The following is a 19,644-nucleotide window of genomic DNA, read 5'->3' on the forward strand; positions in this document are numbered from 1 at the left end:
AATAACCTTAACGTTGAAGAAGCAAGGCTACCGATCTGGACTTTCGCCTGTGCTATTTGCGAGAAAGCCGGTGGAAACCGGACAATGCCTTGCCGAAATTAAACAGGCGGCCGGACTGCGAGCGGGTTTCGCGGAAGACAAGGCCAACCATGTTGTCGATTGCGACGACGAGACCGAGCGCAAGGACGAGGTAGAGAAACGCGGCGAGTGATAAAATCAGCATATCCGCCCTCACAAAGGCGCGATCAAAATGTAGCAACCCGCCACGATAAGCGAAACGAGAATGGTGTCGAAGTAACCCCTATTCATGGCAAGACTCCCATTTCGCCACTAACAGCCGACGAAAAAATTGGTTCCGCCATTGCTGGCCGTTTTGCAGCCTTTTTTGAAGCGGACACCGCTTTAGGGTCATTCGGCCGATCTATCCTCACGTCAGAACGTTCCACGCTTTACAAACACCCTAAAGCGCAAGTAATTCAACCATATGACAACAGCTGCGGGCGCAGCTGGCGCAGCGTCCGCATCTTGAAACTTAAATATCGAATGCGTTCAGGCAGACTTGCGGCTGACGGCACGCTTCGGAGCCGGCTTTGCAGCGCCGTTGCTTTTCGTCCCGGGGGGTGCGGTGCGTTTGCCCCTGGTCTTGACTTCCTTGCCGTCCTTCGACGCAGCAGAACCTTCGAGCTTTTCACGCTCTTTCTTTGCCTGCTCCCAATGTATGGAATCTCGTCCGGTAGGATGTCCCTCTTCTTCCCAGAGGGCGTATGCACGTTTTTTAATCCACTCTTCCCGAGTTTCTGTCATCGCTGATCTCCAGTCACATCATCCCGCAGTCAAACGCTAGACTGGGGAGATGGTTCCAGAGGAATCGGGGATATTCAAGAAGAATTTTGACACGATGCAAAATATTATTTGCACTGCAGCATAAAATGCCGGTCAACCGACCTGAAATGCTACGGCCTTTGCCAGATCCTGCACGAAATGCTCGCGGTTCGCGCGGGCATCTTCCTCGTCGCGAATGCGCAGAAGGTAAGAAGGATGAATGGTCACCAGAACCGGAGGATGGTTTGCCGGCTGAAGAACATGGCCCCGCTCGGCGGTGACCTTCACTTTAGGGCCGAGCAGCGAATAAAGTGCTGTGGCACCCAGCGCAACGACGAGTTTCGGCTGGAGAATATCGAGCTCGGCGCCGAGCCACCACGCGCAGCGCTGGATTTCTCCGGCATTTGGCTTGGAATGCATACGGCGCTTGCCGCGCAGCTCGAATTTGAAGTGCTTGACGGCATTGGTGACGTAGCAGCGGGAGCGGTCGAGGCCCGCCTCTTTCAGACACTGATCGAGCAGGCGTCCAGCGGGGCCGACAAAGGGCTTGCCCGCCAGGTCTTCCCTGTCTCCGGGCTGCTCGCCAACCAGCACGATCTCGCCCGTTGGCGGGCCTTCGCCGAAGACGAGCTGGGTGGCGTTCTTGTAAAGGTCACAACGCGTGCAGTGTTCGGCCTGCCGTTTCAATTGATCGAGGCCTTTGGCCTCTGCATTCTCAAGTGTGAAGGCCGGACCGAATTTGGGTACGATGGTCATGGAGGCCCCCTTCTTTCGTCTTCATCTGCAACCGATCCACGCGGTGTTTGTTCCAGCCTGGGAACAAGTGGCGCCCTTCATGACTTTGAAGAGGAGTTTTAAGCACTCATGTCAGTCAGGGGCAATTTATGCATCAGGTTTCGAAAGCAGGCTCTGCCGCGCAAGGCCAAAAAAGCTGGGGTCCTAAGATCGGGGCGAACTGCGTCGATTTTCGCATCTGGGCGCCGGGGCAAAAGGAGATGACACTCCGTTCCTGCGGCAAAGACAGGCTCATGAACCGGTCCGCCGGCGGCTGGTTTGAGCTGACGGTTGCAGAGGCGAAGGTGGGCGACGCATATGCCTTCGTTCTTGAAGATGGCAGCGCCGTGCCCGACCCTGCTTCTCGGGCGCAGGCCGGCGATGTGCACGGTCCGTCGCTGATCGTGGAGCCTTCCTATCAGTGGGTGAATGACGCCTGGAAGGGAAGGCCCTGGGAAGAGGCGGTGATCAGCGAAATCCATATAGGCGCCTTCACAGGGGAGGGCACCTTCAAGGCGGCCGCCGAAAAACTCGGCCATCTCGCCGAGATGGGCTATACGGCAATCGAAGTCATGCCGGTTGCGCAATTTTCAGGCACGCGCGGATGGGGCTATGACGGCGTCCTGCACTATGCGCCGCATTCAGCATACGGAACGCCGGACGACTTCAAGGCATTCATCGACGCAGCACATGGCCACGGCCTCATGGTGCTGCTCGATGTTGTCTATAACCATTTCGGCCCGGATGGAAACTACCTGCACGGGTATGCGCCCGAGTTCTTCCGCTTCGATCGCAATACGCCGTGGGGTGCGGCGATCGATTTCGGACAGGAGCCGGTACGCCGCTACTTCGTCGAAAATGCGCTCTATTGGATCGGTGAATTCCGGCTCGATGGCCTGCGGCTCGATGCGGTGGAGCAGATTTGCGATACGTCGAAGCAGCACATCCTCGAGGAGCTGTCGGCGGAAGTCGGCAACGCCTTTGCCGATCGCGCGGTGCATCTGATCGTCGAGGATCAGCGCAATCTCGTGAGCCTGCTCGAGCGGGACGGCGGCGGAAGGGTCAAGACCTTTACAGCGGAATGGAACGATGACTTCCATCACGTCGCTCACATCATCGCGACCGGCGAAACCGACGGCCACTATCGGCCCTTTGCATCCGATCTCTGGGAAAAGACGAAGCTCGCGATGCAGCACGGCTTTGTGTTTCCAGACCGTGGCAATCCGCCTGAAGTGCCGAAGGATGAGCGGGTTTATCTCCCGCCGCAGGCCTTCATCAACTTTCTCCAGAATCACGACCAAGTTGGTAACCGTGCCTTCGGCGAGCGCTTGGTCAGCCTTGCAGGGCCCGACATGGTCGAGATGCTGGCCGCGATCTTGATTCTCTCGCCGCAGGTCCCCTTCCTCTTCATGGGGGACGAATATGGCGAGACGCAGCCGTTCCACTTCTTCAGCGACTACGCCGGCGAGCTTGGCGAGATTGTCCGCAAAGGGCGGGCGGCGGAAGCGGAAGGTTTCGGCGGTCTGAAGGAAGGCAAGACGCCGGACGATTTGCCGGATCCGAACGCAGTCTCGACCTTCGCGCATTCAAAGCTTCAATGGCAGCGGTTCGACAGTGACGAAGGCACACGCTGGAAGACCTATGTACGCGAGCTCGTCGGCCTGCGGCACAGCTATGTCGTGCCGTTGTTGAAGAAGCCGGAACGCGTCGCAAGCACGGCATTGGAAAGCGTCGATGGCGCGCTGGCAATCGACTGGACCTTCGGTACCAGCACGCTGGAGCTTCGGGCGAACCTCACCGGCACCCCGCTCGCCGTGCCGGCTTTCGACGGTGCGGCAATCTTTGATCGCCTGGGCCGCAACGCTGTTCAGCCGGGGGATGGCAAGCTTGCAGCCCGTTCTGTGGTGTTTGCGATCGATCCTCGGCTGGTAAATTAGCAGCGCGGAAATTTTCACGTTTTGAGGGAGCGGTGGCGAATTGAACGCCGCCGCTTTCCAGCTATATCTTCCTCCAATGTTTTATCTCATATCGACCTATTGGCCGCATATCCTTTTCGTCATATCCCTTGGCATGGGGACCGCCGCGGCAATCCATGCGGCCATGACGAAGGAAGAGGTACGCGCCGCAATTGGCTGGGTCGGCGTCATCATCCTGTCTCCGATTATCGGCGCGGTACTTTACGCGATCGCCGGGATCAACCGCATCCGCCGCAAATCCCTGAGCCTGCGCCGCGATGCCTTGCTGCCGGCAGCCGACCTTGATGAGCTTGAAAGTTTCGATGCGGAGCCGGAGATGATCATCAGCAATTATGGGCGGCGCTTTGCAGCTTTGCAAACGCTCGGCGATCGCGTCGCTCGCTATCCGCTGACGACCGGTAATTCGATCGACATGCTGGAAACGGGCGATGATGCCTACGCAGCCATGAAGGCCGCGATCGACGGGGCTGAGCGGAGCGTTCTGCTTGAGACTTATATTTTCGATCGCGACAAGATCGGCCTGCGCATCGCCGATGCGCTGATTGCGGCGGCAAAACGCGGCGTTGAGGTGCGCGTGCTGATCGATGCCGTCGGGGCTCGATACTCGGTGCCCAGTATCCTCGGATATCTCGCCGATGGCGGGGTGACGGTTTCAGTCTTCAACGGCAATGTCATCATGGGCCTGCGGTTGCCATATGCAAATCTCCGCACGCACCGGAAAATCATCATCGTCGACGGGCGTGTGGCACTGACGGGCGGCATGAATATACGCCAGGGCTTCAGCCAGGCGATGACGGGCGATGATTTTGCGCGCGATACCCATTTCTCCGTAACGGGTTCAGTCGTTGCCGATCTCTTTGATGTCGCGGCCGAGGACTGGCGCTTCACGACAGGCGAGGTTCTGAACGCAGAGGCGTGGCGGATCGAAGCGCCTGAACGCCAGCCCGGCGATCCGGTCCTCATGCGTGTCGTCGCCTCCGGACCGGACCGCAGCGTCGAGACCAATCACAAGATGCTGATGGGTGCCTTTTCCGTTGCGCGGCAATCGATCCGCATCATGTCGCCCTATTTTCTGCCGGATCGTGAGCTGATTAGCGCGCTGACGACAGCCGCACGGCGTGGCGTCGAGGTCGATATCATCGTCCCGGCCGTCAACAACCTTGTCCTCGTCGACCGGGCGATGACGGCACAGTTCGACCAAATCCTCAAGAATTACTGCCGCATCTGGCGTTCGACTGGCAGCTTCAGCCACTCGAAGCTGCTGACGGTCGATGGCGTCTGGACCTATGTCGGTTCGTCCAATCTTGATCCGCGTTCGCTCAGGTTGAATTTCGAGGTGGATCTCGAAGTTCTGAACGAGGGGTTTGCGGCGGAGATCGACGAGCATATCGACGAGATGCTGAAATCTGCAGCCCCGGTGACATTGGAGAGCCTGTGGTCGCGGCCTTTCCCGGTGCGGCTTGTTGAAAAAATCCTGTGGCTGGGTTCGCCTTATCTTTGATTTTCTCGGATAGAAGCATGGCAAGTTTTACCCGTGGGCCTATACTCCGAACCGGAGCCGTTTTCGATCAACGGAGCGCGTGTTGATTTCGATGCATGCCAGGAAAGACAGCCTTCCCGCCAGCATTCTCGCCTCGATCCGCAACCGGAAAAAACGGCTGGAGGCCGTGCTGGCTGCGGCAAAGCCGCGGGCCGAAGGCACGCTGATTGCTTCATACAACGTCCATAAATGCGTCGGCGGCGACAGGCGCTGCGATCCCGAGCGGACGAGCCGGGTTATCCACGAAATCGGCGCTGACGTGATCGCCCTGCAGGAGGCTGATACGCGCTTCGGAGAGCGAACCGGGATTCTTGACCTGACGCGCCTGGAGCGCGAGACGGGGCTTATTCCGGTTCCGGTTTCGGGCATGTCGAAGGCACACGGCTGGCACGGCAATGTCGTGCTCTTCAAGAAAGGGCTGGTGCGCGACGTGCACCAGATTAAATTGCCGGGCCTTGAACCGCGCGGGGCGCTTGTTGCAGAACTCGAACTGGAAAATGGCGGAGAGCTCCGCATCATCGCTGCCCATTTCGGGCTTCTGCGCCACTCGCGGGCGCGCCAGGCGCAGATGCTGGTCGAGCTGATGGCCGATCGAAGCGAAGCGACGACCATTCTGCTTGGTGACCTCAACGAATGGCGACTCGGCGACCGTTCCTCACTCAACACGCTTCAATCCGCTTTTGAGGCCCAGCCCCCGGCCGTCGCAAGCTTTCCGGCGCGCCTGCCGATCTTGGCGCTCGATCGCATCATGTCGAACCGCAAGGGTGTGCTGACGAATGTCGAGGCGCATGATACACCGCTTGCCCGCGTCGCCTCCGACCACCTGCCGATCAAGGCGGTTCTCAACCTCAAGCGAGTGGAAGAACTGACGGCGACCGCGTGATTTCCGCATTATAGTCAAATGGTTGGAGAGAATTTCAATTTGTGCGCGGAAAGGACGGTGCTCAAATGTTGGGCTTCTGTTTGCTGTTCTACAGGTGGCCTCGGTTCAAATCGCGTGAGCCTATCCATGAATGTTATAGTCGGCTCCTGCATTGACGCAGCTGTATCGGCAGGTTCTTGGGAGCCCGTAGCGGCACCGCCGGTGCAATGGCACTGAACAGGACGCAAGGGGTATAAACCGGCCAGCGCGCCGGTTTATAAGACAGCTTTCGCAGGGGAGGTCTAGTTTATGGTTGCAAGGGGGATAGCGAACATTGGGCGGAAGCCGCAGCGCAATGGATAGCGTGGGCGCGTGCACCAAATCACGATGCCTTTTGGGCTTATCGAGACGCGCTCGTTGACTATCTTGGCACAGGGGGCGGCGAAGCGCTTGACGTCGGATGTGGGGAGGGACGCGTCTCCCGGATCCTAAAAACTTGCGGCTACCAGGTGACAGCAATCGATCCTGTTGCGGAACTGCTAAAGGCCGCAGAGCAATATCTGCTCATCGTGAACCTCGCGGGATACCCCGGCGTTCATGGTTGCGCTCCTTGGACCAATTGATAGAATCGTAACATGATCCACCGCGCTTTCCGCTACAAGCTCGCTCCGACCGCCGAACAGGAAGTCCTGTTGCGGCAGTTCGCGGGTGTTGTGCGGCTGGTCTATAATCTGGCGCTGGAGCAGCGCAGGGACTGGTGGCGGCATTACCGGCGGCAGACCGGGAACCGCTTGAACTCCATCGCCCAGGCGCGGGAATTGACCGCACTGCGGGCCGCGTTCGACTGGATTGCCGCCGTGCATGTGACGCCCCAGCAGCAGGCCCTGCGCGATCTGGATAAGGCGTATGCCAACGTCTTCGCCGGGCGCGCAGGATATCCCTCGCGCCCCGCAAGAAGGGCGTGAACGGCGCCTTCCGCTTTCAGGGGCGGGAGATCGAGGTCAAGCGCCTGAACGGCAAGTGGTCCGCCGCGCGCCTTCCCAAGATCGGCTGGGTGAAGTTCCGCGACACGCGGCGCCTGCGTGGCAAGACCATGAATGTGACGGTGAGCCTGGCGGCGAACGGCTGGCACATCGCCTTCGCCTGCGAAATCGACCATGCCGTCCCGCAAAACGATTTGCCCGCCGTGGGGATCGACCGGGGCGTGGCGAACACGCTGACGCTTTCGACCGGGGAGCATTGGTGGATGCCTGCCGGCCTTGCGGAGATCGAGCCCAGGAAGCGCCGGGCCCAGCGCGTTCTGGCGCGGCGCAAGCGCGGGTCGCGCCGCCACGCCAAGGCCCGCCGCCGCGTTGCAGCCTTGCAGGCCGGTGCTGCCCGCATCCGGCAGGATTGGCGGCACAAGGCCAGTCTTGATATCGCCCGTCGCTTCGCAACGGTCGTGCTGGAAGACCTCGCCACGCGCAACATGACGCGCAGCGCCAGGGGAACCGTGGACGCGCCCGCAACCCACGTCTGCCAGAAGGCCGGCCTGAACCGGGCGATCCTCGAACAAGGCTGGCACGGCTTTGAAACCGTGTTGGCCGACAAGCTCGAAGAACGGGGCGGATACCTGTGCAAGGTCGATCCCCGCCACACCTCGCAGACCTGTTCGGCCTGCGCCGCCGTGGACAGGGAAAGCCGCGAAAGCCAAGCGTCTTTCCGCTGTTGCCAATGCGGCTTGCGCGCCCATGCCGACCACAATGCTGCAATCAACATCCTGCGTCGGAACACGGCGTCTATGATCGTGGAGGAAGGGCAGCGGCTCTCCGTTGAAGCGATAACGATCGGCGGAGCTTCGCGCCCCCTCGGGAAGATGTTAAGATTATGCCATCGCACCGGCCAAGCGAACTGCCGTTCGAGAACGAGAGCTTCGATCTTGTCGTGGCCTACAATGTTCTGATGGACGTCGTCGATGTTCCTGGGGCGCTTAAGGAAATCAGGCGCGTGTTGCGAAAGGAGGGGACGCTTTTCATTTCGATCGTTCACCCGCTGGCGGATTTGGAGCTCCTCGCCGAGACCGCGCCTAATGCGCCTTCGGAGCCCCGCGCGACGTACTTTGATCGGCGCCGTTTCGAGACAAAAATCGAGAGCAGGGGGCTGACGATGCATTTCGCTGGTTGGGCGCAGCCGCTCGAGGCTTATGTCGGTGGTCTGGAATCAGCAGGCTTTGCGATTACCTCTCTTCGAGAGCCTACTGCGGACCTGACAGAAGGGCGGGACCACATGAGCCGCTGGAGCAGATTTCCCTTGTTTCTTTGGTTGAAAGCGCGGGCGCTGGCTGCCTGATGCCCGGTTTTCTTAAACGGAGCCGCCTCCGGGTAACGGAGGTGTTACCGGTGCGTCCATGGCCAACAGGCAGACTCTGCCGTAATTTGGGCACCGTGAAGATGCTGCGATGCTCGCTGGAGCCCTTCCGGATCCAGCAAACCGGGAGGCCGGCCATGGTTACTTTCACGCTCAACGGACAGACGAAGACTTTCGACGGTGATCCGGATACGCCGCTGCTCTGGTTCATCCGCGATTTCGAGAAACTCACGGGAACGAAATACGGCTGCGGCGTGGCGCAATGCGGGGCCTGTACCGTTCACATGGACGGCTTTACGCGCCGTTCCTGCATTACGCCGATCTCGGCTGCCGAGGGCTCGGAAATCTTCACCATCGAAGGTGTGGAGGGCAAGGAGGCCGAGGTCGTAAGGGCGGCCTGGGTTGCCATCGATGTCCCGCAATGCGGATACTGTCAATCCGGCCAGATCATGTCGGCTGTCTCACTTCTGCAGAACATTCCGAAGCCGACCGACGAGGATATCGACGGTGCGATGGCCGGCAATATCTGTCGATGCGCCACCTATCACCGGATCCGTCAGGCAATCCACAATGCCGCCGCAGCGATGGAGGGTTGAGCCATGACTCTCCAGCATATTTCCACGACCCGCCGGGCGTTTCTTGCCGGCAGCGGCCTCGTTATCGGATTTGCGCTAACGCCGAGAATGCCTGCCCTTGCGGCCGTAACGGGCGTTCAGGCCGGCGGCGATGACGCGCTTGCGATGCTCAACACCTTCGTGAAGATCGGCAACGACGACACGGTGACGGTCCTCTCCAAGCATATCGAATTCGGCCAGGGGCCGTTTACCGGCCTTGCGACGTTGGTCGCTGAAGAACTCGATGCTGATTGGGGGCAGATGCGCGCGGTGCATTCACCCGCCGATGACAAGGTATACGCAAATCTCGCTTTCGGAGTGCAGGGTACCGGCGGCTCGTCGTCGATCGCCAATTCCTACGAGCAGTTCCGCAAGGCAGGCGCCACGGCGCGCGCCATGCTGGTTGCGGCGGCGGCGGATGAATGGAAGGTTCCGGCAGGTGAAATCACCGTCGAAAAGGGCCGCATCCGCCATTCGGCCACGGGCAAGGAGAGCGGCTTTGGGGCGTTCGCCGCGAAGGCTGCCGCGATAGCGCCACCGGCGGAGGTGAGCCTCAAGGATCCGGAGAAATTCGTGCTGATCGGCCAGGAACTGCCGAAGCTCGACACTGTTTCCAAGACCAACGGCGCGGCGATCTTTACGCTGGACGTCATTCCTGACAACCTTCTGGTCGCCGTCGTTGCCCATCCCGACCACTTCGGCGCGACCGTCAAGTCCTTTGACGACAGCCAGGCGCGCAAGGTGACGGGCGTCATCGATGTGAAACAGATGACTCAGGGCGTGGCCGTTTATGCCGAACACACCTATGCGGCCCTCAAAGGGCGCTCGCTGCTGAAGGTCGACTGGGACCTTTCCGACGCCGAGACGCGTTCAAGCGAGGAGCTTGCCGCCGATTACGCCAATACGGCCAAAGAGACTGGCTTGAGTGCCGCCAGCAAGGGCGACGTCGACAGGGCCTTTGCCGGCGAAGGCCTTGAGACGCTGGAAGCGGAGGTCGTCTTCCCGTTCCTTGCCCACGCGCCGATGGAGCCGCTTGACGCGGTGTTCATAAAGGCACCGGACGGCAGCCTCGACGTCTATACCGGGGCGCAATTTCCCGGCATGGACAAGACGGTGGCTGCAAAGGCCGTCGGTCTCGATCCCTCCAAGGTCAGGATCAGTACCCAGATCACGGGGGGCAGTTTCGGGCGCCGTGCCCAGTTCGGCTCGCCCTATATGCAGGAGGCGGCCGCCGTCTTTGCGGCAACCGACCAATCTCGCCCAGTCAAGCATATGTGGACGCGCGAGGACGATATCCACGGCGGTTATTACCGGCCGATGTATCTCCACAGGATGCGCGGTGCGATCGACAAGAACGGCCAGATTGTGGCCTGGGATCAGACGATCGTCGGCCAGTCGATCATGGGCAAGGCCGACCTCGACGAGACTTCCGTCGAGGGTGCGTCCAATCTCCCCTACAACGTGGCAAACCTGCGGGTGATGTCGCACAACATGAAGCTCGCCGTGCCGCCGCTCTGGTGGCGATCGGTCGGCCATACCCATACAGGCTTTGCGGTCGAGACGTTCCTCGATGAGCTTCTCCAGAAGGTCGGCAAGGATCCGGTCGAAGGACGCCTCGCGCTGTTGACGGAAGATCCGCGCTATGCGGGGGTCTTGAGGAGGGCGGCCGAGATCGCCAAATGGGGCGCGAAGCCTGCAGAAGGGCGGCAGCGTGGCGTTGCCGTCGTCAAGAGCTTCGGAACCTATGTCGGCCAGGTCGTCGAGATCTCGGTCGGCAGCGACGGCGCTCCGCGTGTGCACAAGGTCTGGTGTGCGGTCGATTGCGGTGTTGCAATCAATCCCAATGTCGTCAAGGCACAGATGGAGGGCGGCATCGGCTATGGTCTCGGGGCCGTCCTCTTTGACGCTGTGACACTTGGAAAGGGCGGGGCCATCGTGCAGTCGAACTTCCACGACTATCGCTCGATCAGAATCAACGAGATGCCGGATGTGGAGGTTGCGGTGATCACGTCCGCTGCAGCTCCGACGGGCGTCGGAGAGCCGGGGGTTCCGCCTGTCGGTCCGGCCGTGGCCAATGCCTGGCGGCGCCTGACCGGCAACCCGGTGCGGAGCCTGCCGATCGTCAGTGCTGCGACGAGCTGAGGGAGATCACGGTGAAAAGCAGATTGGCTCTTGCCTGCATTGCAGGCGGCATTTCGCTCCTGGCAGCCCTGCCGGCATCCTTCATGGCACTCGCGCAAGCGGCCTCGAGCGCGGACAGGACATCCTTGAAGCCGGCTGCGTCCTTCTTATCGATTGCCGATGCGAAGGCGCGATCGATGGCTTTGTTCGAGGAAGCGGGCAAGGTCATCGAGCATCCGCGCTGTGTCAACTGCCACCCGGCGACGGACCGGCCGCTGCAGAGGATGAGCATGCAGCCGCATGGGCCGCCGGTCACGCGCGGCGAGGGCGGTATGGGTGTTCCCGGCATGATGTGCAACACATGTCACGGCGCCGAAAACGCAACCGTCGTCGGGCAGTCGCCGACGTTGCGGAGCATACCCGGCAATGCGGCCTGGCATCTGGCGCCGATCGAAATGGCCTGGGTCGGCAAATCTCTCGGCGAAATCTGTCAGCAGTTGAAGGACCCGGAGCGCAACGGCGGCAAGGACCTGAATGAGATCGCCGAGCACATGGCCCATGACGGCCTCGTCGGATGGGGCTGGAACCCAGGCGAGGGCCGCGAGCCCGTGCCGGGCACGCAGGCCGAGTTCGGCGAGCTTATCAAAGCCTGGGTGGAAACCGGCGCGGCTTGCCCCGTTGAATAAAGAGGCCCACCGTGGCATCAAATCATCATTTTTCAGCGCGATGTGGCGCTGTTTGCGGCGATTTTGCTCTGGACTATAACCGCCGGATTCGTCAGTTTTTCGGCCAGCAGGTGCCGAAGGACCAGACATTGCCTTCCGGATCGCAGCAGATGAATTCGCGGCTGCCATAGTGGCGATCGGTTGATTCCTCCAGAATCTCGGCGCCGGCTATTTTTGCCCGTGCATAGGCCGCATCGGCATCATCGAACAACCAGTGGCCATGCCTCTATCTCCCGAACTGCTGGGGCGGCGATCATGTCGGAGGCACGTCAACATGGGCCGCACATTCAACGCACAGGCAGGCGCGGTTCCTCGCGGAATGATTGACGCTTCTTTGTGGCACGCGTATCCTTTAGGTCGGCTCTCCATCGGGCACCTTGTGAAAGCCGGCAACCGGACGGTATGCAAAGCATGTCGGTTGGCGTTTTTGCGTGCGCATTCGTGCAGTGAAAGGTGCTCAATTGAACCTCGTCGATCTCGTCCTGACCGATCGCAAAGTGGTCGGGAAGCCATCCGTCACAGAAGTTCATCCGTTGGACATGCGTCTGCCCCAGCAGGAGCCGGGAAATATGACGCCGCTGCAAACATTTGGCCGGGAGGTGGCATCATGAACATATCGAGGCGCGCGCTTTGCGGAACAGCCGTTCTGGCTGCGACAAGTCTCCTGAGCTTCCATGCATTGGCCAAACCGTCCGCGCCGAAGATCCGGGTCGGCATCTTGAAGTTCGGGACAGTGAATTGGGAACTCGACACCATTAAGCACCACAAGTTTGACGCGGCCAACGGGATCGACGTGGAGATCGTCTACTTCGCGGGGGAAGACGCCAGCAATGTCGCCATGTTGGCGGGCGATCTCGACATCATCGTTTCCGATTGGCTGTGGGTGTCGCGCCAGCGTTCGCAGGGTGCGGATCTGACGCTCGCACCTTACTCGACCGCGGTTGGCGCCATCATGGTCAAGGAGGATGCGCCCATTCGTGCCATTCCCGATCTCGCCGGAAAGAAAATCGGCGTGACCGGTGGGTCGCTCGACAAGAGCTGGCTCCTGATCCAGGGCCTGGCCCGGCGTGATCACAAGATGGACCTGACCAGAGAAAGCGAGATCGTTTTCGGCGCACCGCCCCTGCTGTCGGAAAAGGCCGTTTCCGGCGAACTCGATGCTGTGCTGAATTTCTGGCATTTCTGTGCCCGGCTGGAGGCAAATGGTTTCCGCCGTCTCGTGGGTGCCGACGATGCCGCCAAGGCGCTCGGGGCATCGGGGCCGGTTTCGGCGCTCGGCTATGTTTTCCATGACAAATGGGCAAACGAAAACCCGGACGTCGCCATGAGCTTCCTGCGGGCAAGTGGCGGGGCCAAGAAGCTCCTGGCACAGTCCGACGCAGAATGGCAGCGGCTGGCGCCGATCGTGCGAGCCGAAGGCAGGGAACTCGAGGTGCTTCGCGATCGCTTCCGCGAAGGCATTCCGAACAGGCCGCTCGCAGAGGAGGAGAAAGATGCCGCCAAGCTATACGGAATCCTGGCCGAACTGGGTGGGGAGAAGCTTGTCGGTGAGGCGCGCCAGATGGCTCCGGGAACGTTCTGGGCCTTAAAGACATGACAGCAGGACGCGGACGGGAAAAAGCGGCTGTTGAGGGCCGACGAGCGACTGCCATTTCTCGTGGTCTTCTGCCGGCGGCAACGGCTTTGGCATCCCTTCTCGGACTATGCCTGCTCTGGAACCTCGCGGCGGGAATCTGGCCGAGCCGGGCGTTTCCGCCGCCGATCGACGTCTGGCGTGTGCTGGTCAAGGAGGCGGCAAGCGGCGATCTCGCCTATCATCTCGCCATGACGCTGTCGCGGGTCGCCGCCGCCTATGTTGTTGCGATGCTGGTCGGATCGGTCATCGGCGTCTTGCTCGGCGTGCACCGGCGAGCGGATTCTTTCTTCAATCCGTGGCTTGTTCTTTTTCTCAATCTGCCGGCACTGGTCGTCATCGTTCTCGCCTACATCTGGTTCGGCCTGACGGAAGCGGCGGCGATCAGCGCAGTGGCGATCAACAAGATACCCAATGTTGTCGTCACCATGCGCGAGGGCGCGCGGGCGCTCGATCCGCGTTACGCCGAAATGGCAAAAGTCTATCGCCTCAGCCCGCTCGACAGGATCCGCCATATTCTGATGCCGCAGCTGCAGCCTTATTTTGCAGCCGCATCGCGATCCGGTATTGCGCTGATCTGGAAGATCGTGCTCGTTGTCGAGTTGCTAGGCCGTTCAAATGGGGTGGGCTTCCAGATCTATCTTCACTTCCAGATATTCGATGTCGCCGCCATCCTTGCCTATTCGCTGGCTTTCGTTGCCATTATGCTATTGATCGAACTCCTCCTGGTGCAGCCATTTGAACGACATGCAACACGTTGGCGCCGCCGCCCCGCTTAAGGTCGACATTGCAGAGAAGACGTTCCGGTCGGCTGAGGGCGTGACTATTGATGCCCTGCGCGGACTTTCATTCGAGGTGCGGCAGGGGGAATTTGCCTGTTTGTTCGGGCCGTCCGGCTGCGGCAAAACCACGACCTTGCGCATTCTGCTGGGGCTCGATCAGGCGTTTTACGGCAGCTACCAGTTGCCCAAGGGCGGCTCCAATCGCATCGCTGCGGTATTCCAGGAGCCCGTGCTTTTGCCTTGGCGAACGGTGGAGCAGAATGTCCGCCTTGCGTTGTCTCCAGGCACGCGGGACATCGACTTGGACGGGCTGTTCGACATTCTGGGCTTGTCCTCAATGCGGTCGCTCTATCCTTCAGAACTTTCGCTCGGCCTTGCGCGTCGCGCTGCCCTCGCGCGTGCCTTTGCCACAGAACCTGCGATCCTTTTGTTGGACGAGCCTTTCGCCTCGCTCGACGAACGGACGGCTGACAAATTGCGGCGTCTTCTGATGACGGTGTGGTCGGCGAGGCCCACCACTGCCCTGATGGTGACGCATAATCTGCGGGAAGCGCTTCTGTTGGCAGATCGTGTTATCGTGCTGTCACCGCGGCCGGCCCATGTGCGAGGCATCTTCGATGTTGAGATCTCGCGTCAAGCCCGCCACGTCCGGGCGGTGGATGATCTGGTGTCGGATTTCCGGACGAAGTTTCCGGACGCCGGCTGACTTTGCAGCCCCGCCAGTTTAGCTCTTATCAGGCCGATTGCAGTCACGGTGGGGCGGCCCCGTATGCACTGTCAGAACCAGTGGACATCTGCCGCCGCCTGAGCGCGCCTTGGTTCCGTGGTTGCAGACTTCGCCTGCGCATTCTGCGAGAATACCGCGCCCGCTTGCAGGCATAGCCGTGGTTCACGATCGCGTCTACGAGTGCCGTGGATGAATTCCGCGGCTCGTAGGACGGTGCGGCATCGCAATAAATACCTGGTGATGGTTGCACCGTCTGCAATAGAGAATATTGCAGAGCAACATTTCCTCTATCGCTCTGTACTGCCCAATTTATTTATTATTGCCTACGTCATTTGAAAGGCTTATCGTATTTGTTGGTTTCCGGCTTCAAGGCTTTGCCGAATGGGAGCGGCAGAGTCTCGTAGGTACGAGGACGGGCAACAATAGTGCCTACTGCCCGCCTGGCGAACTGTGACACGCTGACGGAAGCGAACGTCCCATCATAGACAACAAGTTGAGCGCTTGGGTCGGCCTTGTGGTCTCCTGAGGTCGGGTAATCGGCGACGTGATGTATGTCCATGCGCCGTTCCCCATAGGGTTTATGCTCTCGACATCAACGGCGGCAAGGAAAACGTCATGCCGGCGTTCGGCGAAAAACAAGAACGTCTACCGCAACCTCGACGACATCTACGTCTATCTGCGCGCGCGGGCCTTCGGCGACGCGCCACGCGGTTGTCCGCCCAAGAAGGCTGACAAGCCTCAAGCGGCGAAAGACCACGAGGCCAACTGTATCGGTGGATGACATGGCGCGCGCGGCAACCAATACGATGAGGAATGAGCGTTAGAAGGGGATAAAAAGATGAAAACCCGCGCCGCCATTGCCGTTCAGGCTGGAAAACCGTTGAAAATCATGGAGGTCGATCTCGAAGGCCCGCGGGCCGGCGAGGTTCTGGTCGAGGTCAAGGCGACCGGCATCTGCCACACGGACGATTTCACGCTGTCTGGCGCCGATCCGGAGGGCCTGTTTCCGGCAATCCTCGGCCATGAGGGTGCCGGCATCGTCGTCGATGTCGGACCGGGCGTCACTTCGGTCAAGAAGGGCGACCACGTCATTCCGCTCTATACGCCGGAATGCCGTGAATGCCCGTCCTGCCTGTCGCGCAAGACCAATCTCTGCACGGCGATCCGCGCCACCCAGGGCCAGGGCCTGATGCCGGACGGCACGTCGCGCTTTTCGATCGGCAAGGACAAGATCCATCACTACATGGGCTGCTCGACCTTTGCCAATTACACGGTGCTGCCCGAGATCGCCGTTGCCAAGGTCAATGCGGACGCCCCCTTCGACAAGATCTGCTACATCGGCTGCGGCGTCACCACCGGCATCGGCGCCGTCATCAACACCGCCAAGGTGGAGATCGGCGCAACGGCGATCGTCTTCGGCCTCGGCGGCATCGGCCTCAACGTCATCCAGGGCCTGAAGCTTGCCGGCGCCGACATGATCATCGGTGTCGACATCAACAATGACCGCAAGGTGTGGGGCGAAAAGTTTGGCATGACGCATTTCGTCAATCCGAAGGAGGTCGGCGACGACATCGTGCCCTATCTCGTCAACATGACGAAGCGCGGCGCCGACCAGATCGGCGGTGCCGACTACACCTTCGACTGCACCGGCAACACCAAGGTGATGCGCCAGGCGCTGGAAGCCAGCCATCGCGGCTGGGGCAAGTCGGTCGTCATCGGGGTGGCCGGTGCCGGCCAGGAAATCTCCACCCGCCCGTTCCAGCTGGTCACCGGCCGTAGCTGGATGGGCACCGCCTTTGGCGGCGCGCGTGGCCGCACCGACGTGCCGAAGATCGTCGACTGGTACATGGAAGGCAAGATTGAGATCGATCCGATGATCACCCATACGATGCCGCTCGAAGACATCAACAAGGGCTTCGAACTCATGCATTCCGGTCAAAGCATCAGGAGCGTTGTCATCTACTAAACGGGTCCGGCGGGCGTTCGGACGAAAGCCGAAGTGGGCCAATATCCGGAGAGCCGGACGGGCTTCGGCGCAACAGGGGAGGAACATGCGATGGAAAGTGCAGTTCATATTCATCCGGCAGTCGACGATGGTTTAAAACCCGCCAACCCCGGCTTTTCCGGTGGCACGCTTGTTTGTGCCTGCACGGACCGGCCGGTCAAGGTAAGGATCGAGGGGCAGGTCGCCCACAACCACGTTTGCGGCTGCACCAAATGCTGGAAGCCCAGAGGTACTTCTTTCTCCATTGTCGCGGTCGTCCCGCATGACAAGGTGACTGTGCTGGAGAACGGCGACAAGTTGCAGGTGGTCGATCCGAGTGCACTGATCCAACGTCACGCCTGCAAGCAATGCGGCGTGCACATGTATGGACCGGTCGAGCGGGAGCATGCGTTCCAGGGGCTGGACTTCGTTCACCCCGAGCGTTTCCAGGAACCAGGCTGGGCTCCACCGGAATTTGCAGCCTTTGTTTCCTCCATTATCGAGTCGGGCGTCGATCCCAGTCGAATGGACGACATACGGGCCCGCTTGCGGGAGCTTGGATTGGAGCCATATGACTGCCTATCGCCAGCACTGATGGACTATGTCGCCACCTGGGTCGCAAAGAAATCCGGTGCTATTGCGGGTTGATGGAGCAGACGGAGTTGATGAAATCTGTCAGCGTTCTGGACAAGGACGCTGACCTTCTCCTTCGGGCCCACTTAAGACGACATCACCATGGGCGTGTTTCATGCGGAGCTGGCCTATTGCGGCATGGTCGTCGCGCCGTCTTTGATCTCGCGCGGCTGGCCAGCGAACAAGATCGATTGGATATCGCAAGGGCGCGTGACGAATGGGTGGCGAAGGCGCAAGTGGGACAGCCCAAAGCTTCTCGCCAACGCCCGGTCACGGATTGGCTGAACACTTTCAGGGGTAATGATCTCGAACGGAACAACACGCTGCAGGTAGGACTGTAGCGGTTCTCCAAGGAGGAGATCATTGTTGTCTCGACCGGCGATGCGGAATTTTTTTCCGCTTCTTCTCCAGGAGCTTCGCGGAGCGCGCGCAGGAGGAATTCCATATTGTGGGGCGGCTCGATCGAAACCGATGAGGCACGGCATAGGGTTCGGGCGGACATACTGTGAACGTCTCATCGGCATCGCGAGGCGAGCATGCTTGTCAGTCTTGGTTTCGTGCCGCTTGCCTCACCGGCGACCGGCTGATTGTCGCGCGCCGCCGATCTGAGTGGGTGCCCGGTTTGGATCAGGCTGCTTTCATGCTAAAATACAAGACGTTGGGGGCGATGTTAAATGGGAGGAAGAAACATGCCCACTCAAGTTCCAAGGGATTTCCGCCGTGTGATCATTGCCGCGTCGGTAGGAAACGTCATCGAATGGTATGACTTCTATATCTTCGGAAGCTTGGCCGCGGTTCTTTCGGTGAAGTTCTTTGAGCAATCCCATCCAGTCGCAGCGCTGCTGAGTACGATTGCGCTGTTCACCGCAGGATTCCTTATCCGTCCACTGGGGGCGTTCCTTTTCGGCTGGATGGGTGACCGGGTCGGCCGCAAATACACGTTTCTCATTACGCTCAGCGGCATGGGGTTAGGCACCGGTGCTATCGGCCTGATGCCGACCTACGCGTCGATCGGGCTGACCGCTGCGTTCCTTCTCTTCGGCCTGCGGATGATCCAAGGCTTGTGCTTGGGCGGTGAGTATGGCGGCGCCATCACCTATGTCGCCGAGCATGTCCCCGACGAACGCCGTGGTTATTACACCGGGTGGCTTCAGACCTCTCCGACGCTCGGAATCGTTGTATCGCTGGCCGTGATCATCGCGACGCGCACCTATTTCGGCAACGAGGTCTTCGACGAATGGGCGTGGCGCATTCCGTTTTTGGTCTCCTTCCTGCTGGTAGCCATTGCAATCTACATCCGGCTTCAGCTTCAGGAGACACCGATCTTCGAGGAGATCAAGGCTAAGGGGCAGATGACCCGAAATCCATGGAAGGAAGCCTTCCTCAGCTCCAACATCCAATATGTCGGGATCGCCACCATCGTGCTGATCGGGCAGGGAGTGGTCTGGTATAGCGGTCAGTTCTGGGCATTGTACTTCCTGCAGCAGGTTTCCAAGGTAGACTCGTTGACCTCGTCCTATATCGTGGGAGCTTCGCTGCTCCTTGCAACGCCGAGTTTGATCTTTTTTGGATGGCTGTCAGACATTATCGGCCGCAAGCCAGTGATCCTGGGAGGCATGTTGCTCGCCGCGATAACGTATTATCCGCTGTACTTGTGGCTGGGATCAGTCACGCAGCCTGGCAACATCAATTATCCAATCGCGATCTTCATCATCTTCATCCTGGTTTGCTACGTCGGGATGGTATATGGCCCGGTTGGTGCGTTCCTTGCTGAATACTTCCCCGGCAGGATCCGGTACACGTCAGTGTCGGTGCCATATCACATTGGCAATGGTTGGGGTGGCGGATTGGTGCCGTTCATCACCTCGGCGGCGTTCGCGGCCACTGGCAGCATTGGTTACGCGCTGATCTACCCGATCGCGGTTCCTGCCGTATGCTTCCTGCTCGCCCTTTTCTTGATGCCTGAGACCCGCAACATAAGCATCTGGAACCCGATTGAGCCTAAAGCCGAACTGTAACAAGGCCACATCGTGCGGGCCGCAAGGCCCGGCACATTGTTGTCGCACTGCAGTCCGCGTCTTTTCGGATGCGGTGGCCTTCGACGA

The 19,644-nt window shown here is 60.0% G+C and carries 21 protein-coding genes and 1 pseudogene; 18 read left to right on the plus strand and 4 right to left on the minus strand.

From position 1 onward, the window contains the following. Positions 1–52: 52 nt before the first annotated feature. The 3 genes from QA644_RS25515 to QA644_RS25525 form a co-directional block, all read right to left on the minus strand. A complete protein-coding gene (locus QA644_RS25515; RefSeq protein ID WP_283073790.1) occupies positions 53–223 on the minus strand; it encodes a hypothetical protein in 171 nt (56 codons plus the stop codon). 326 nt (positions 224–549) lie between these two features. Further along, positions 550–804, minus strand: a complete 255-nt coding sequence (locus QA644_RS25520; RefSeq protein WP_040115247.1) for a DUF2934 domain-containing protein — start codon at positions 802–804, stop codon at positions 550–552. Between the two features lie 132 nt (positions 805–936). Beyond that, the gene (locus tag QA644_RS25525; protein WP_283073791.1) at positions 937–1,578 is read right to left on the minus strand and encodes a UdgX family uracil-DNA binding protein; all 642 of its coding nucleotides are present in this window, start codon (positions 1,576–1,578) and stop codon (positions 937–939) included. A 128-nt stretch (positions 1,579–1,706) separates the two neighbouring features. Here QA644_RS25525 and treZ point away from each other — a divergent pair, with 128 nt between their 5' ends. The 10 genes from treZ to QA644_RS25575 all read left to right on the plus strand — a co-directional run bounded on the left by treZ (position 1,707) and on the right by QA644_RS25575 (position 11,741). Continuing rightward, positions 1,707–3,533: a malto-oligosyltrehalose trehalohydrolase gene (treZ, locus tag QA644_RS25530; RefSeq protein ID WP_283073792.1), complete on the plus strand. Its 1,827-nt coding sequence runs from the start codon at positions 1,707–1,709 to the stop codon at positions 3,531–3,533. Between the two features lie 76 nt (positions 3,534–3,609). After that, positions 3,610–5,073 (plus strand): phospholipase D-like domain-containing protein, encoded by a 1,464-nt coding sequence (locus QA644_RS25535; protein ID WP_194731960.1) that lies wholly within the window; start codon positions 3,610–3,612, stop codon positions 5,071–5,073. 91 nt (positions 5,074–5,164) lie between these two features. Further along, a complete protein-coding gene (locus QA644_RS25540; protein WP_074073047.1) occupies positions 5,165–5,995 on the plus strand; it encodes an endonuclease/exonuclease/phosphatase family protein in 831 nt (276 codons plus the stop codon). Positions 5,996–6,333: 338 nt separating this feature from the next. Then, a complete protein-coding gene (locus tag QA644_RS25545; RefSeq protein WP_349254142.1) occupies positions 6,334–6,597 on the plus strand; it encodes a methyltransferase domain-containing protein in 264 nt (87 codons plus the stop codon). Between the two features lie 12 nt (positions 6,598–6,609). Beyond that, the gene (locus QA644_RS25550; RefSeq protein WP_239600646.1) at positions 6,610–6,939 is read left to right on the plus strand and encodes a helix-turn-helix domain-containing protein; all 330 of its coding nucleotides are present in this window, start codon (positions 6,610–6,612) and stop codon (positions 6,937–6,939) included. Then, on the plus strand, positions 6,936–7,916 hold the full coding sequence (locus QA644_RS25555; protein WP_283073793.1) for a transposase: 981 nt from the start codon (positions 6,936–6,938) through the stop codon (positions 7,914–7,916). Before QA644_RS25550 ends, QA644_RS25555 begins: the two co-directional genes overlap by 4 nt. Next, positions 7,841–8,302 (plus strand): class I SAM-dependent methyltransferase, encoded by a 462-nt coding sequence (locus QA644_RS25560; protein WP_349254138.1) that lies wholly within the window; start codon positions 7,841–7,843, stop codon positions 8,300–8,302. The genes QA644_RS25555 and QA644_RS25560 overlap by 76 nt, the downstream gene beginning before the upstream one ends. A 155-nt stretch (positions 8,303–8,457) precedes the next feature. After that, positions 8,458–8,916: a (2Fe-2S)-binding protein gene (locus QA644_RS25565; protein WP_074064878.1), complete on the plus strand. Its 459-nt coding sequence runs from the start codon at positions 8,458–8,460 to the stop codon at positions 8,914–8,916. Positions 8,917–8,919: 3 nt separating this feature from the next. Beyond that, entirely contained in the window at positions 8,920–11,076 is a 2,157-nt protein-coding gene (locus QA644_RS25570) for a molybdopterin cofactor-binding domain-containing protein (RefSeq protein ID WP_283073795.1), read from the plus strand. 11 nt (positions 11,077–11,087) lie between these two features. Further along, positions 11,088–11,741 carry an Isoquinoline 1-oxidoreductase subunit gene (locus tag QA644_RS25575; RefSeq protein ID WP_283073796.1) on the plus strand — a complete coding sequence of 218 codons (654 nt, stop codon included), beginning with the start codon at positions 11,088–11,090 and terminating at the stop codon, positions 11,739–11,741. A 91-nt stretch (positions 11,742–11,832) separates the two neighbouring features. Here QA644_RS25575 and QA644_RS25580 read toward each other — a convergent pair. Beyond that, a pseudogene (locus tag QA644_RS25580) lies at positions 11,833–11,985 on the minus strand (VOC family protein); the annotation flags it as partial. A 226-nt stretch (positions 11,986–12,211) separates the two neighbouring features. On the opposite strand from QA644_RS25580, the gene QA644_RS25585 reads away from it, so the two are divergent. From QA644_RS25585 to QA644_RS25620, 8 genes are all read left to right on the plus strand, one after another. Then, complete coding sequence (locus QA644_RS25585) at positions 12,212–12,391, plus strand: hypothetical protein (protein ID WP_239600958.1); 180 nt, start codon at positions 12,212–12,214, stop codon at positions 12,389–12,391. After that, positions 12,388–13,377 (plus strand): ABC transporter substrate-binding protein, encoded by a 990-nt coding sequence (locus QA644_RS25590; RefSeq protein ID WP_239600957.1) that lies wholly within the window; start codon positions 12,388–12,390, stop codon positions 13,375–13,377. Before QA644_RS25585 ends, QA644_RS25590 begins: the two co-directional genes overlap by 4 nt. Before the next feature lie 68 nt (positions 13,378–13,445). After that, on the plus strand, positions 13,446–14,192 hold the full coding sequence (locus QA644_RS25595; protein ID WP_074073048.1) for an ABC transporter permease: 747 nt from the start codon (positions 13,446–13,448) through the stop codon (positions 14,190–14,192). Between the two features lie 40 nt (positions 14,193–14,232). Further along, on the plus strand, positions 14,233–14,901 hold the full coding sequence (locus QA644_RS25600) for an ATP-binding cassette domain-containing protein (RefSeq protein ID WP_283073797.1): 669 nt from the start codon (positions 14,233–14,235) through the stop codon (positions 14,899–14,901). Between the two features lie 568 nt (positions 14,902–15,469). Beyond that, positions 15,470–15,703, plus strand: coding sequence for a hypothetical protein (locus QA644_RS25605; protein WP_239600951.1), 234 nt, complete (start codon positions 15,470–15,472; stop codon positions 15,701–15,703). Between the two features lie 57 nt (positions 15,704–15,760). Further along, the gene (locus QA644_RS25610) at positions 15,761–16,888 is read left to right on the plus strand and encodes an S-(hydroxymethyl)glutathione dehydrogenase/class III alcohol dehydrogenase (protein WP_239600949.1); all 1,128 of its coding nucleotides are present in this window, start codon (positions 15,761–15,763) and stop codon (positions 16,886–16,888) included. A 90-nt stretch (positions 16,889–16,978) separates the two neighbouring features. After that, complete coding sequence (gene gfa, locus QA644_RS25615) at positions 16,979–17,554, plus strand: S-(hydroxymethyl)glutathione synthase (protein WP_283073798.1); 576 nt, start codon at positions 16,979–16,981, stop codon at positions 17,552–17,554. 674 nt (positions 17,555–18,228) lie between these two features. Next, positions 18,229–19,557: an MFS transporter gene (locus QA644_RS25620; protein WP_283073799.1), complete on the plus strand. Its 1,329-nt coding sequence runs from the start codon at positions 18,229–18,231 to the stop codon at positions 19,555–19,557. The last annotated feature ends 87 nt before the right edge of the window (positions 19,558–19,644 follow it).

It is taken from the genome of Rhizobium sp. CC1099, assembly GCF_029714385.1.
Lineage (GTDB): Bacteria > Pseudomonadota > Alphaproteobacteria > Rhizobiales > Rhizobiaceae > Rhizobium.